Origin of the sequence: Mucilaginibacter pineti, from assembly GCF_900101875.1 — a bacterium.
Taxonomy (GTDB): domain Bacteria; phylum Bacteroidota; class Bacteroidia; order Sphingobacteriales; family Sphingobacteriaceae; genus Mucilaginibacter; species Mucilaginibacter pineti.
In genome coordinates this window covers 79,869-93,810 of the sequence record NZ_FNAI01000008.1, presented here as the reverse complement: position 1 = coordinate 93,810, position 13,942 = coordinate 79,869, and the positions used below count along the sequence as shown (strand labels likewise).

Below are 13,942 nucleotides of genomic sequence, written 5' to 3'. Positions count from 1 at the left end.
AGATCACTTATTGTTTTATTTATCGTATCAACTACCGAGGAATGCTCGGTAGTTGACATAATTTAACTTTACCATTTAAGATGCTGATTTATACGCGCCTTTATCCGTAAAGATCTTATCACTCAGCGCCTTCATATTATTACTGATCTTCCGCTTGGTAATCCGCGCATAGATCTGCGTGCTGCGCAGGTCTTTATGTCCCAGCATCTTGCCGACCGTTTCCAGCGGCACATCATTTTCAAGTGTTACTGTCGTGGCAAAAGTATGCCTGGCCGTATGCGTGGTCAGTTCTTTAGTAATACCACAGATGTCAGCCAGCTCCTTCAAATACACATTGTAACGGTAATTGCTGTTCACAGGCAATAGCTTTCCATTGGCAACGCAATAAGGATGATCTTTATACTTTTTGATGATGGCTAGTGGAATTGGCATTAGCGGTACTGTTTCCTCTGAACCTGTTTTTGAACGGTCTTTGGTGATCCATAATTTACCATCCACACCTGTAAAGATATTTTCAGGTTCCAGGTTATACGTGGTTTCATAAGCATAGCCGGTAAAACAGCAGAAAATATAAACGTCCCGCACTTCTTCAAGCCGCCTGATAGCAATCTTCTTTTTGTAAATCTTTTGAATTTCGTGCGCTTCCAGGCATTCCCTGTCTGGTTGCACATAGGTACACTTGAACCCATTGATTGCATTGTGTTTGATCCAGCCTTCATCGATCGCGCGGTCAATGATCTGCTTTAAGGTCTTTACATATTTCATGGCGGTATTTTCGCCAATATCGTCCATGATCATGTGGTGATAAAAATTAGTAGCCAGTGCCATTTGTATGTCGTCCAGCGCAAGGTCATTAAGCTTATATTTCTTTTTTAGGAAAACAGCTACCTTTTTTTCAAGGCGCTCATACCTGGCCAGCGTACCATCTTTGCCTTTTTTCTTACTTACCCGTTCGGCAAATTCCGTATTGTGCAGTTTAAATGCCTGCATCAAAGTCTTTCTAACGACTGCTTTTGGCATATACGCTTCCTTCACCATGCTGCCTGTGATTACAGCCTGTGAGGATTCCAGCAGGTTATAGCATTTTTCGATACCGGCTTTTGTTTTGGTAAGGTAGCTGTTGATCGCCTTTTGATCGGGACAGTCTTTATTCGCGCCCGTTTTCGCATCCCAGCAATCAGGATCGATCTTCTTACCGGAGGAAAATTCATCCTTTTTACCGTCCACAGTAATACGCACATAAATAGGAACCAGACCCTCTTTTGTCATCTTAGGGCGGTTTAAATAGAACAGAATGGAAAGATTTTCATTTACTTTCATAACCACATTTTTTAAGTGAAACAATGGTCCTTTAAATTGAAAATCAAGTAGATACAAGGTGAACTAAATGACATTCGGTCGCCTAATATCAGCAAAAACAACAGGCGACCGAATAGGCGACCGATTAGCTTGCATTTGGATAGTCTTACTTGTATTGAAATTCCCGCTTTTTAGCGGTTTAGAAGGGTATTTAAACAAAAATGGCCTTCTTTCGAAGGCCACCTGTGATCCCGCTGGGATTCCAATATCTTTAGATAAATGCCTTATATTCAGTACTTTATAAAATCAAATTCAAATAGTGTACCGCGAAGTATACCGAATTTTTTATATCAATTTGCTGTTGTTTCAGAACGTTTGTTACTCAAATATAAGAAAGAATCAATATAATTTAAATCAAAATAAGTAGAAAAATTATTGAGGCAAAAGCCCGGTTCTTGAAGTTTATCGGGTAAACTCCGTGACGGCTTTCAGCGTTAGATTTATGATAAGATGGGCTTTGTAAACACGAAATCGCGCTGACGTCGACAGTAGAAAACTGTTATCAGTGACAAGTTATTGGATATTGTCATTGTATATGCGTATTTTTATTGACCCGAACCAAATTAAACTTAGGTGTTAAAAAAATTACAATTAAAACTCTCTGACGCCTACGAAATTTGCGTTGCTGCAGAAAAAGTAGCAGGCATGGTTGTCAAGTTCGCGCTTGGCAAACCGCATGTGCTGATGATCGGCTGCGAACAGGGTGATATCCCGGCATGGGATGATTTGATTCTTTTGCATGAGGATCAGTCATTGGAGCATATCCAGATTAAGCGAAACTTCACGGAGTTCAGCGATTATGCGTGCGACCGTAATACCGACTTGGTTTCGAGAGGCGATAATACAGGCAAATTACGTAATTTGTCGCCACTAGATGATTCACTGGCAAGCCTGGCAACCTGGTCGGCTACCCATGATCCGGCCACAGTGACGCCCAAACGGAAGTTCCGTATTGAATTGCCAGCTCCGGAGGTTTTGATTAAACGCGGCCTCGAGGTGCGTCAGCTTTATGAATTTAGCAATAGCATCAGCGCTTCGACAACAGCGGCATCGCTGACACAGGCGGAGGCTGTACATACCCCTACACGAAATATTTTTTTATGGCTGAACACCTGGTGCGGCTTTTCGGATTGGGACCATATCCTCAAAGTATTCCGGCACCTGAAGGTTGAATTCGTAGGTACTGAAAGCAGCATTAACCGCCGCGCGGAGGAAACACTGGCCTTTTGTTTTAATGATCCGGAGAAAGTACGGAAAGAAATCAATAGCTTCATTACTGAAAATTCCACATATACGAGCCAAATAACACCAAGACCGCTGCTTGGTGAACTTCGCCCGTTTTGGCTTCCGGAACTAAAGTTATGGGCACAGTATATCAACAAGGGCTTGGGATGGGACGTTGGTGGCATCTGTGACCCTGACTTCGGCCATATCGAACGGGCAGAAAAGGTAGTAATAGAGACCTGGAACGAACAAAAACCAAGTGAATTGAAACTCCATTGCCAGTCTCCCCGTCACGAACCATTACCGTCCGCATTGCGGCGACTTATCCTGCATATGCCGGGCACTTCTGTGGCTTATATCCATGATCTGGCCCTCTGGCGTGAGCGAACGCTTGCTCTCATAGGCGGAACCTTAGGCAAAGATGAAGAAGACTGCCGCACCTTACCGCTTATCGAACTCGGTGCGAGACAAGCGCCGGCGGATATTCGCGAGATTCCCAATTCCGGTGATGCGGACAGTGAAGGCCGGTCGCTTGACCAGCAGATGGATGATCTGACCTGGGCGGTTATCAAAAATAAGATCAGTGACAAATTGCTGGTCATACCGGCTGGTGAACTTAGAACCGCGATGGAAGCGCGATGGCAATGCTGGCTTGCCGCGCTGGATGCCGATACCACTGTCAGGACGGGTTTTTGCCGCCAAATGCTGGTTCCTCACGCCGAAGGAAAAGCAATCGCCGGTTCACTGCGTCACGGGCCAAAGACCGCGCTATTGGTTTCCAAAGGCATCATTCTGCTTCTGGCCGTCGCGGTTGCCGTGTCGGCCAATGACGAGGGATGGCAAAAATTGAGCGGGACGACAGTCGGGACGCGCGCCATCCAAGTGTGGAGCGGCCCTGCTGATGATAATCATACTTTAAGAAATTTAGCGGACGAAGGGATAGAGGTGTTAATTGGCCGGGAACCCTTTAAGCTACTGATACTGTCCGCGGTGGAGAGCAGTATTTCCGAGATCACCGGTTCAAGCCTCAGTGACGGGCAAGAACCCTCGTATACATTGGCGGACGGGCACCAGCCGATGATCCTCACGCATTCCGGCAAGATCAAAGAAGCGCTGAGAAAAGGCGATCTCGCTATGCTGCGTACCTATTTGCCGGCGATCGTGGCAAAAATTAACGAAACACAAAAAGAGCAACTTAACAATATTGCGCCATGAACGAAAATTTAACGGCGCTGGCCGTAATACAAGCGATCGGCGAAAAAGCGGCCGGCAGATACCGGTTAAGAACTGACGATGCAGAAATACAACCATGGCTGGACTGTTACCCGGTCGATGGCGCTGACCGGGCCGTCCTTCGTTTAAAACGGCTGAGCAATAAGACAGACCACTGGAAAACGATCGCCATCGCATTAGTTCCCGAGCCTTCCGGCTTGCAGCAGTCGTTCAGTTGGATCGCTGCGATCAAAGATGATCTGCTTGACCCGGAATCTGCCGATCTGTATTTTATAGGCGCAGTTACCGGTAGCGAGGTCTCCATGGATTTCTGTACCAGTATTGAAACAAGAGAGCAATTCTGCCGTAAATATATTCTCCGGCCTGGTGAACAGATCACCGACTTGATGAACAGAACGTTCCTTTCATCCCTTACCGACCATACGCTGGAAACAGAGATCGTCGACCCCCTGAATACCGCCATTCAGCAGACCGGGGCACGATTAGCGCATTTCTCGGTAGCGCGACAGGTTCATTGGCGTGATGCCCTGTTATCCGGCGAAACAGGTGCAGCGCTAGTCGATGCGCTTTTTAGTGAAATTTCTCAAAATGATATGTTGACAACCGATGAAACATCTGCAGAAAATTAAGCTTTCCAACATTCGCCGATTCGGTGAAAATGTGGAAATTAGCCTGGCAAAGGGTGTTACAATTTTACTGGCGCCCAATGGAACGGGTAAAACCGCCTTATTCGAAGCTATTGAACTGGCACTGACAGGTGGGATCCGCCGGTTAGGAAATAGTGTCGACCCTATTATTCGCGACAAGGAAAGTCTTGCACAGGTCCGCCTGGATTTCGAGGATGATCATTTTTGCGAGGTGTCGCTAACAAAAGGCAATGCTCCGATACTAAGCGGCAATCATGAGGAACTTTTTGGAAATGTAGAAAAACAGGACCTGCCTTTTTTATTACAGCTGACACATTTCCTTAATCAGCAGGGCAATAATTGGTTTGTAAATGCCCACGGGACCGACGGCGGAAGTCAGCTTGATCATTTGTCGATCGGAAGGGAAGCTACCGAGGTCAATCAATTAATCCCTGCGGCAAAAAGGGCCGCAGGTGCGGAACTACAGCAGGCCCAACGCGACTTCGACGAGATCAACCTCCTGTGGACTAACTGGCAAACGCTGCTTGGTAAACGAAATGATCGCGCTATCGCACCGGTCAATACGCTGACGGCTAAAGCTGATCTATTAACCCAGCTAAACGGCATCGCTGTGACTTTGCCGGATTTTCCTGTTCGTAAAACTGACCAGTTACTTGCACTAAAAATTATGGGCGGGGAAATGCGCACCGCGCTGCAGTCGTTTATCAATGCGCTTAAAGACCGCTTGAACGAGTTACAAGCACTTGTGCCGTTACCGGATTCTCATCAGGAATTAACAAAAGAAATAGCGCGGCTGAGACAGGAGCTACAGCAAAAGCAGCTGCAATTGGAACAATACCTTACACAGGCGACGCAGGCAGAATCCGATCTTAAATCCTTGCGGGTCGCCAAGGATATTAAGCAAAATGAGAACTTTCGTTTACTTGAACGTAAAAAAGTAATAAACCAGCGGCAATTTCTTGACGAGCAGGTAAAATCGCTTGAACAGCTGGCTAACTTAAAAAAGGAAGAACTGCTTGCAGCGACACAGCAACAGGATTCCTTAAACAACCAGATCGATGCAGCCGAGCAACGGAAAGCTTTTTGGCAAGCCATCGAACGCCGCAGAGAAGTAATTGCCGGGCAGGAACGTTCGCTCGCCCAAATGGAAGATGCTCAAAAGACGATCAACAGCTTAGGCGCTTCCAGAGATACGGTTACCAATTTCACCCTGCCGGATCAGCAAGATGTTTTGCGGGAGGCGGAAACAAACGCAGCATCGGCTTTAACAGCCGAGAACAATGTCCGGGCAGCGTTAGCGCAATCGGAAACTGCCTTAAAATCCCTGACCGCAGCCAATGACGTGATAAAACAGGCATTGGCGCTAATTGCCAGCAAGTACCCCCAAGACCGCGGCGATTGCCCGGTTTGTGCCGCCGTATATCTTCCTGAAGAATTGCAGCGCCGAATGCTGGTTAAAGTCAATGAAGATGATCCCGGAATCAGTGCGCTGACAGCGCTGGTGCATCAAGCAACCGGAAACCTGAGGCGTGCCGAAATGGAGCGGTTAGCTGCAGAGACCGCTGTACAGCAACAAAAAGAAGCGATTTTAACAACGGAACTGAAGCTGGCATCGCTAAACGAGCAGGTACAGGCCAAATATACGACCTATTTCCCCGATGCAGTCACGCCGACAGCAATAGTGGACCTGCTTAAGCAACTTCGGGACGGGATAGCTCAAACCCGTCAGCAATTGGAAGCAGAAACCGGTGCACAAACAATGCCTTCGGATGAAGATACCTTGGTCATACTTTCGGAGCAATTGATAAAGGTCAACGAACGCGTCCTTAAGCTGCTGGAGGAGCTCAACCAGCTGAGTATTGCGCTCAACGACGCGTTATTGTCCAGGAATAAAGCCGTAGAAGATACTGCCGACTGGGTAAACGCAGATGAACTTACCGGCTTAATTCTCTTTAATGAAAAAGAACAAGCCGAAAGTGAGCGTGCTGTTTCGGAACTGCAGCGTCGCCTGGTTAACTTGCAAGCTGATATCAAAGCAGCGCGTGACGCGGTCCAAACGATAGAAATGGAGGTCTCGGCGGCTACGGGAAGGCTGAGCGAGCTGCGCAGCAGGTGGACAAATGCCAAACTTACCGGTGAAGTAAACGCTGAAAACTTGAGCACGGTTATTCAAAATGCCGATGTCCGGATGAACGCATCGGAACGGCAGCTCACCACATTAAACGAAGTCGACCAGGAGCTGAGCAGGCTTCAGGTCATTGAAGAGGAGTTGAAGATTGAACAGGATATCGAGGCGACCCGGGGGGCGGTTTCAGAAGCTATTTATCAGGCTGGACTCGAAGAACGCTTATCAAAAGCAAGGCAAAAACTAGCCTGGGTACGTTCGAACATTGAAATACTCAACGAATTATCAGCCAAGCTGAACGATGAGCTGCAAATCGTTTATGAACGGCTGCGGTCCGTAAACCCGCTTTGGCAAAGCTTGCTTAAGCGTATTATTGTAGAGCCAAGGTTTTCTTCGACCGCGCTCGATAGTTACGGTCATTATAAAAAATCCCATGCCAGTGTGAATGTGCAGCTTCATGAAAGCGACGTGTTGGTTTCCCATGTTGCCAGTGAAGCCCAGATCACCGATCTGCAACTTACCTTTTTACTGGCGATGGCGCATAAATATCATTGGACACCTTGGAAAACGCTCTTATTGGATGACCCGACCCAGCATCATGACCTAGTGCATGCCTCGGCGGTATTTGATTTATTGCGCGATTTCGTCGCCGATTATGATTTCCAAATCATTATGGCAACGCATGATCCTGTCCAGGCAAAATTCTTTATGCGCAAACTGGAGAATGATGGCATTCCGGTAAATATCATAACGCTGGGAGCAGCTGAAAATGGCGTGTTGGTGCGTATGATCAGCCAATCTCTTACAAATTGATTTAGCACAATTGGACTATTTCCGGCTGCAAAGTCTCATACCAGTCCACGAACTTAGGAAGAGCATTAGGCACACATTTTTGTGATAACAAATGGGAGAATATTAAGGTGAAATTGGAAGCACGCAAACCTGTTAGGCTTCTATCTGCTGGCGTATTTGAACGAGCAACTATTTGCTTGTTCAATCTGAAATGAAGAACTAGTTTTTCATTTTCTGCTTATAATAGTTTTTTTTGTTCTATTTGCTCTTCTATGGTTTCCTTAACTTTAAAAACTTCACCTTTTTCAATATCTATCTTTGCCAGTTCTGCCGAACTAAATTCATACATGGCAATTCTGAAGGAGTTATAAAAACTATCCAATTCATCGTCGTCAATGGTTTGAAAAATTTGATATATTGGTTTAGGCTGCATCTTCTTTTTTTCCATGGCTTGTTTCCAGATGTGATCGATATTTTTAACAATTATATCATTAACATGTTGCCGTATTTGTTTGCGAATGCCCCCGCTGTATTCAACTTCGATAATCATGAGTTTTCCTGCCGTTATTTGAAATAAGTGGTTGAATGCACCAACGAGCTTTGTTTCAACATCTTCTTTTTCCAAATCTCCCGGACAATTCCGCAGTAGGTAATTTATGATATCATTATTGATCTCTTTAAAACTCTCGAAAGAAACGGCATTTGGGTTATGGGCGAACTGGTTTCTTATTTCCATTAATTTCAGTGAATGGGCATATTCAGTTTTACTTAGTTCTTCTAGATCATAAAGCAGGTCTATTTTTGACTTAAATGGCAGTGCGCTGGAACTATTGCCCAATGTCTTACTGTCCTGCTTAAACATGCGAAAAATCGCCCGAAGCGCGCTGCTCGATGTCTGCTCCAGCCTTAATACCTTACTTATAACTGCACTTCTCAGTTGCATATTTTGAGGTTTCCATTTTTCCATATCTTTAAACTTTTAAGTAATTAACGCAATTTTACTGATAAAATGGAAAAGGACAACGGAACCAATGGTTTTGACTATCAAAAGTTTATGGAACAGGAATTTCCTAAAAACAAAAATGAACGGCCATCTTCCACTACTTTGATAAAGCATATTGACAGAATTTCTGCTTTGCTTTTTGACTGCGCATTACAAGCTGTTAAAGTTGCACCTTCATCGGCTGAAAATTTTCAGATAGCGCACACGAATACGAGGTATATTATTGTAAGCAATTATAGGTTAAGGGTAATCAATTTGATAAAAATTCTTGATGGTGTATTTGATATAAACGGCAATGTGTTTTTTGACGATGCAACCGCTAATATTATGGTTAGGAGTTTATTAGAAAGTTATCTTGTGTATTTCAGGTTGTACAATGAATGTTCAGAGAACCTGGTGCAGCAGCAGCTTTATTTTAATTTGTATGAGTTATCATCTATACTACAATTCAGGAAGCAGCGTGAAGAAGTATTTAAAAAGGCTATTAGTCCCGGACCTATAATAGATTTTAAACCAGAAGTAGACGACCTGATCGATATGCTGGAAAAAAATAGCGAGTATGAATTGGCACCTGAACAATTACGCAAAAATGTCCAGGCTGTAAAAGCAGGTAAAAAAGATTATTTAAGTTATATGAATTTTACAGCAGCCATTAAAACTTCTCCTCTCCCGACTAATTTTGCGACTCACTATTATTCATATGCGTCAGCCTTTGCCCATTCGGAAGGTTTTAGTATAAAATATGCACAAATGCGTTTTGAGAACAAAAAAGAATGGCCGGCAAGCAACGAACTCATAAAATTTAAATTGCTTGCTGATTGCCTATATATTACATCTCAGTTTTTGAGTTCCTTTATTGAATACGATCATACCCAATTGGAAGACGAACGTGAACGGGAGGTTTGGGAAGTAGTTTCATTGGCTGCCTATTACACCTCAGCAATGAATAAAAATGATTAAACAACAATTTCAATTTATAGTGTTTCGGGGTTATCCAGTAGCGTTTTTTTTCAGCCAGGTAAACGAATAAGGGGTTAACCCAAGTTGATGAAACAATTGCTATTATTTTCGATTCAAATAAACTTACTGATATGTCAAGTAACTACTCCACGAATTGCTTAACATATCAGTTTTGATTTACGTCAGCCTGGTAGGGCGTCGTTAAAAAGATCTCGTTCCATAACCTTTACTAATATTCAGATCACGAAGTTTGTTGAAGAGCTCTACCATTGTGCCGTTTTCCATAATCCATTCCATAATGATCTGAAGCATTTCGTCGGCATCGGTGTTATAAGTCATCCGGCCATCACCGCCGCGAGTACCATTTTTTTTGATTCTTTTCCCACGGGTCAGAAACGTGTTTTTTTCTTCATAGATGAAATCTCGCGCAGCTTTGTTAGAAGGGCCCTTAGGTAAATGCGCACGCAGTAACCTGTTAATACCTTTGTAATAAAGGTCAAATTTCTTCTCAGGATCATCAATATTACTTAGGGCCGTTTGAAGAATTTCTCTTTGTCTTTCCAGGTCACCTGCTTGTGAAATAATCAGCTGTTCGCCTTTGACCCGATCAGACGCTGCCAGGATATTCTGCTTAAGCAGTTCGTCTGCTAATTCTTTTTCAGTTTTTTTGCGCTGTTCCGGTTTGTTCTCTTCTTCGGCCATAGTAATTAAATATTAAAAATGTTTTCCTTTAAATAGTTTACGGTATCTTCAACACGCTCCTTATCAAATGGATCGATATTGATATCCTTTAAGGCCAGCTTTACGTCGGCCTCAGTATGTTTGTATTTAGCCCAGAAGCTTCCTTTCCCTGTCGCATCCATATCCCAGCAATAAAAATTATATATCATGGAAGGATGGATCTGGTGCTCCCTTGCAAAGTTGGCCACTACTAAAGGGCTGTCGATATATTTGTAAATAAACCTGGAACGCTCAGCAGGTAAAAAGTAATCACGGGCAAACTCATCAGCTTTGTCTTCCTGTAGCAAAAAAAGATCGGCTTCACCGGTTAAATGAAAAACATTACGTTCGATTTCGTCAAAATCGAAAATTACGTGGTGCAATTCATGCAGTAAGGCGAACCAAATGGTCGCATATCGTTTGTTAAGATCGGTCAGAACAATACAAGGTTTGCCGTTAATGATGAAGGTTGCGCCTCTGACCTGTGTAGTCTGTAAATGCGGTTGATAGATTACGCTAACTCCTATGTTATACAACGCCTGGGTTACTGTCCGAAGCCCTGTTGTTACGTTCATGCTATACGGTTTGATCTTAGCAATAAGGTCTACCAGTTTCATCTTATCATAAAGATTAGGATTTTTCAGGCAATCGAAATGCGCGTAAGCCGACCTTACCCAAAATTCGCGCATGAGGCTACTTTCACTTTTCTTTGTTTTGCTAAATGCAGGAATGATTTGCTTATTTGAATATTGAAAAATGGATTTTAGTCCGAAATAAGTAACAATACGTTTTTCTATTTGATCAAAATCTGTTTTCGTTGTCAAAAAGCCTGATTTCGCCAGGCTTTTGATGTCAAACGTCGACAGGATATAAGATTTCTTTTTCGCATCTTCCAATTCGCCTACCATTTCCTGTGGCATATCATTAAGGAATAATTTTAATAACGCGTCCATTTGCAGCCCTAAGAACTGCCCAAGCTTCAATAAATTAATTACATCAACTCGTTTGGCTGACCCATCCAATATGCCCTCCAGGGTGCGTTTTTGCATGTTCAGCATTTTTTCTGCCTGGTTAATCGTGATGCCGTGTCGTGTAAGCCGAGCATCGAAAATTTCCTTAATTGAATTGGTTTCACCTTCCCACAGGTCAACCGGGGAAAGCATTTTGTAGAATTCGTTAAGAAATTGGTTTTCATCCATGGTGTAACAAAAATGAAAATAATTACTGGGATATTCAAATAAAAGTTATGTAAATTTACATAACTTTTTAAATTTTATTCCATGCCTGCTTTTCCAGTTGCCGAGCCAGACGCCCACCATGATTACGCGCACAGTGTGACATTGGATAGAGATATACATATCTCTGAAGTTACTCAACGCGGCCGAAAAGGTTATAAGTGTATAGGTTGCCAGCGCGAGATGCAAGCCGTATTACCCAAAGTCCAAAATTATCGACCTTATTTCCGGCACGATGCAAAATTTATCAAACCCGGTGATAAATGCACTTTTAAAGATGAGGATTATAGGCGAAAGCTTGCCGCCACGACACTGGAGCTCAATAAAGAAATCAGGGTGCCTCCGGTTTACAAATATCCCCCTAAAGGTGAGGCCGGGTTGGCGCTGTTTCTATTGCCGGGAACTGTCATTGCCGCGAGCCGTGTTGAAAAAAATAAATATTTTTTTGAAGATCACAATGGCAACATAAAATCAGATTTTAGATATGATGGGCCACAGGAAGAATTGTTATTTAAGGCCGATATAGTATTTTATGACGAAAACGATGAGCCTATACTATTTATTCAATTAGGTAAAAGAAAAAAGTTAACCGTAAATGAATTTGCCGGATTAAAACGGCTGCGGGTTAATACGATCAATCTAACAATACCAAAGCAATCTGCCGAGGCAATAGAAATTTCTCAAAAAAAGGGCGACCGCGCCAAATGGTTATACCACGATGATGAACAACAAATCGCTTATTTTTCAGTACCCACCGATCTTGGAGATGGAATACCTGCAATTGATGGAGACCCGGATAGACTTTCTGAAGAAAGTTACGACTGCCGAAAGGTACAAGTTAACAATCTCATACGAGCACTTGGCCGATGTTTGGAATCAGAACCGTACCGCACGGCAGAACGAGCAGTTGTTACAGCTATCGGAAGAACTGAACTCGCAATCAAGCGAGCTGGCGAACAACGGATTGTTTTTGAAGAACGCTACCGAAGCGATGCTGAAACAACAAATCGCGGAGAGCTGGATGAAATTGAAGCAAGACGAGTTCAATTTAGAACTACAAAAGCAGGACTTAACGGACGTTATCAACGCCTGGACGAAAGATATCAGTCAACAAAACAGCGAATTAGAGAAGAGAAAGCATTACTTGATGCAAACATCCGGCAGGAAGAAATCGCGCTTGGCGGAACAGGAAAAACAATTGAACAACTACAAGACGATGCTGACCGAGAGCACAAAGCAGCACGAGATCGATTGGATGAACAATTTGGAAGAGAACTCGAATCAATTGGAAGTGAGCAAGAACGAGTGGAACGAGCTATTGCAATTGAAAGAGCAGCTATCGAGCGATTACGCGCAGATATTACAAATGCACCAGCAGAACTTATCAGAAAGCAACACAGCCAGCGAAGCTATCATGAGCGACTTGAAGCAGCAGAAAAAGAAATTATCGGTGGACTTGAAAAAGAGCGAGATGGAAGACAAGAACGCGTTGAGGGAGCAAGAGGTGATCTTACAGCGCGATTTGACGATTTACGAAGACAAACTGCTCTTGCCGCTGAAACGAAGATATTGAAGGAGGAACCGGTTTGTCCCGACGACTTAAAGCACTTAATCCTGCAAGAGGATATGTTTTGGCTATCGAGAATGGCAAAGCAGATAGCCGAAGACTCCGTAAAGCGAAGGAATTTATTGGAACAGCAGCTTTCCAATCTTGGCTATCACAGCTTCAGCGTAAATCAACTAATTGAAGTAGCAAATAATTAATAGGTTGTACTTATGCCGCAAAAACAATATCTAACACCTGAACTCGTCCAATGGATAATTGAGCAAGCTAAAGACCCGATCTGGCAAATGGGTGTTTTGGCCTCTATTAAGAAGCATTGGTTTGGAATCCTGTCTATTTCGAATGGTGGCTTAATTCACATTCATGGCAACCAGGATACAGGCTGGGCGCATATAATGAGCAGGCATGGTTATTATTCAAACGATCTTTACTTTGGCGATGGCGCTTTAGGCGATCCAAGTCGTTTCCAATCTTCTGGTATTCCTATTTTTGACTGGAGGCAAATAGCTGATGATGTCTATGCGCAAAGTATTATAGACACTAAAGAACATCCCGACGCGGCATTATTCATAAAGTATACCGGCAAATCGGAACGTTTTACCCGCTCAGGGAACGAACCTAAAGATTTTGTGCTGATACTCTACCGGGATTCGAAGATTGTGCATTCAATATTCCCAAAAAAAAGCCTTCAGGCTGATACACCAAAATCAAAACTTCGTGATTTCAAACGGGCGTTGGATCATGTCACCGGTGAAAAACCATTAAATGGCGAATTCCTGACGATCCGAATTCCATATGTCAATAAAGAAATTATTAAACGATATGTAATCGTCGTCCAAATTGAACTTAATACGATGCATGCACTGGCGCATTTGCAAGTAAACTGGCCAAACGGTCAACCCCGTTACAGTATTCATACGCTTCTCGGTTTTGATGTAGATTTGCAAAAGTCGGATGTGGATGCAAACGATATAAAACTTACCCGTTTTATCAACAGCTTTACTAAGTATTGCGATTTCGGGCACATGGAAGAAGTAATGGCCAGGACCGAAAAACATCTTTTTGCTGATGCTTAGTCCT

Annotated in this window: 10 protein-coding genes; 6 read left to right on the top strand and 4 right to left on the bottom strand. The window is 43.5% G+C overall.

The annotated features are described in order from the left end of the window. Window positions 1-75: 75 nt before the first annotated feature. On the bottom strand, window positions 76-1,320 hold the full coding sequence (locus BLS59_RS17395) for a site-specific integrase (RefSeq protein WP_091150940.1): 1,245 nt from the start codon (window positions 1,318-1,320) through the stop codon (window positions 76-78). A 612-nt stretch (window positions 1,321-1,932) separates the two neighbouring features. On the opposite strand from BLS59_RS17395, the gene BLS59_RS17390 reads away from it, so the two are divergent. The 3 genes from BLS59_RS17390 to BLS59_RS17380 are packed head-to-tail and all read left to right on the top strand — an operon-like array spanning window position 1,933 to window position 7,401. Then, window positions 1,933-3,798, top strand: a complete 1,866-nt coding sequence (locus BLS59_RS17390; RefSeq protein ID WP_091150938.1) for an ABC-three component system protein — start codon at window positions 1,933-1,935, stop codon at window positions 3,796-3,798. After that, window positions 3,795-4,445, top strand: a complete 651-nt coding sequence (locus BLS59_RS17385) for an ABC-three component system middle component 1 (RefSeq protein WP_091150936.1) — start codon at window positions 3,795-3,797, stop codon at window positions 4,443-4,445. Before BLS59_RS17390 ends, BLS59_RS17385 begins: the two co-directional genes overlap by 4 nt. Next, window positions 4,423-7,401, top strand: coding sequence for an AAA family ATPase (locus BLS59_RS17380; protein WP_091150934.1), 2,979 nt, complete (start codon window positions 4,423-4,425; stop codon window positions 7,399-7,401). Before BLS59_RS17385 ends, BLS59_RS17380 begins: the two co-directional genes overlap by 23 nt. A gap of 217 nt (window positions 7,402-7,618) precedes the next feature. Here BLS59_RS17380 and BLS59_RS17375 read toward each other — a convergent pair whose 3' ends face one another. Next, on the bottom strand, window positions 7,619-8,347 hold the full coding sequence (locus tag BLS59_RS17375) for a hypothetical protein (protein WP_091150931.1): 729 nt from the start codon (window positions 8,345-8,347) through the stop codon (window positions 7,619-7,621). A gap of 42 nt (window positions 8,348-8,389) precedes the next feature. Between BLS59_RS17375 and BLS59_RS17370 the strand changes: the two genes are divergently transcribed. After that, complete coding sequence (locus BLS59_RS17370) at window positions 8,390-9,343, top strand: hypothetical protein (RefSeq protein WP_091150929.1); 954 nt, start codon at window positions 8,390-8,392, stop codon at window positions 9,341-9,343. 201 nt (window positions 9,344-9,544) lie between these two features. On the opposite strand, the gene BLS59_RS17365 is transcribed toward BLS59_RS17370, so the two are convergent. Together BLS59_RS17365 and BLS59_RS17360 are read right to left on the bottom strand one after the other, a co-directional pair. After that, window positions 9,545-10,045 (bottom strand): hypothetical protein, encoded by a 501-nt coding sequence (locus tag BLS59_RS17365; protein ID WP_091150927.1) that lies wholly within the window; start codon window positions 10,043-10,045, stop codon window positions 9,545-9,547. A 5-nt stretch (window positions 10,046-10,050) separates the two neighbouring features. Beyond that, complete coding sequence (locus BLS59_RS17360; protein WP_091150925.1) at window positions 10,051-11,262, bottom strand: ImmA/IrrE family metallo-endopeptidase; 1,212 nt, start codon at window positions 11,260-11,262, stop codon at window positions 10,051-10,053. 81 nt (window positions 11,263-11,343) lie between these two features. On the opposite strand from BLS59_RS17360, the gene BLS59_RS17355 reads away from it, so the two are divergent. Both BLS59_RS17355 and BLS59_RS17350 read left to right on the top strand, forming a co-directional pair. Next, window positions 11,344-13,062, top strand: coding sequence for a coiled-coil domain-containing protein (locus BLS59_RS17355; RefSeq protein WP_091150923.1), 1,719 nt, complete (start codon window positions 11,344-11,346; stop codon window positions 13,060-13,062). A gap of 12 nt (window positions 13,063-13,074) precedes the next feature. Continuing rightward, entirely contained in the window at window positions 13,075-13,938 is an 864-nt protein-coding gene (locus BLS59_RS17350; RefSeq protein WP_091150921.1) for a hypothetical protein, read from the top strand. The last annotated feature ends 4 nt before the right edge of the window (window positions 13,939-13,942 follow it).

What these genes read in the sequence shown, in the direction of transcription:
- BLS59_RS17395 (WP_091150940.1), bottom strand. Translation starts at nt 1,320, where the DNA reads ATGAAAGTAAATGAAAATCTTTCCATTCTGTTCTATTTAAACCGCCCT.
- BLS59_RS17385 (WP_091150936.1), top strand. Translation starts at nt 3,795, where the DNA reads ATGAACGAAAATTTAACGGCGCTGGCCGTAATACAAGCGATCGGCGAA.
- BLS59_RS17380 (WP_091150934.1), top strand. Translation starts at nt 4,423, where the DNA reads ATGAAACATCTGCAGAAAATTAAGCTTTCCAACATTCGCCGATTCGGT.
- BLS59_RS17375 (WP_091150931.1), bottom strand. Translation starts at nt 8,347, where the DNA reads ATGGAAAAATGGAAACCTCAAAATATGCAACTGAGAAGTGCAGTTATA.
- BLS59_RS17370 (WP_091150929.1), top strand. Translation starts at nt 8,390, where the DNA reads ATGGAAAAGGACAACGGAACCAATGGTTTTGACTATCAAAAGTTTATG.
- BLS59_RS17365 (WP_091150927.1), bottom strand. Translation starts at nt 10,045, where the DNA reads ATGGCCGAAGAAGAGAACAAACCGGAACAGCGCAAAAAAACTGAAAAA.
- BLS59_RS17360 (WP_091150925.1), bottom strand. Translation starts at nt 11,262, where the DNA reads ATGGATGAAAACCAATTTCTTAACGAATTCTACAAAATGCTTTCCCCG.
- BLS59_RS17355 (WP_091150923.1), top strand. Translation starts at nt 11,344, where the DNA reads ATGCCTGCTTTTCCAGTTGCCGAGCCAGACGCCCACCATGATTACGCG.
- BLS59_RS17350 (WP_091150921.1), top strand. Translation starts at nt 13,075, where the DNA reads ATGCCGCAAAAACAATATCTAACACCTGAACTCGTCCAATGGATAATT.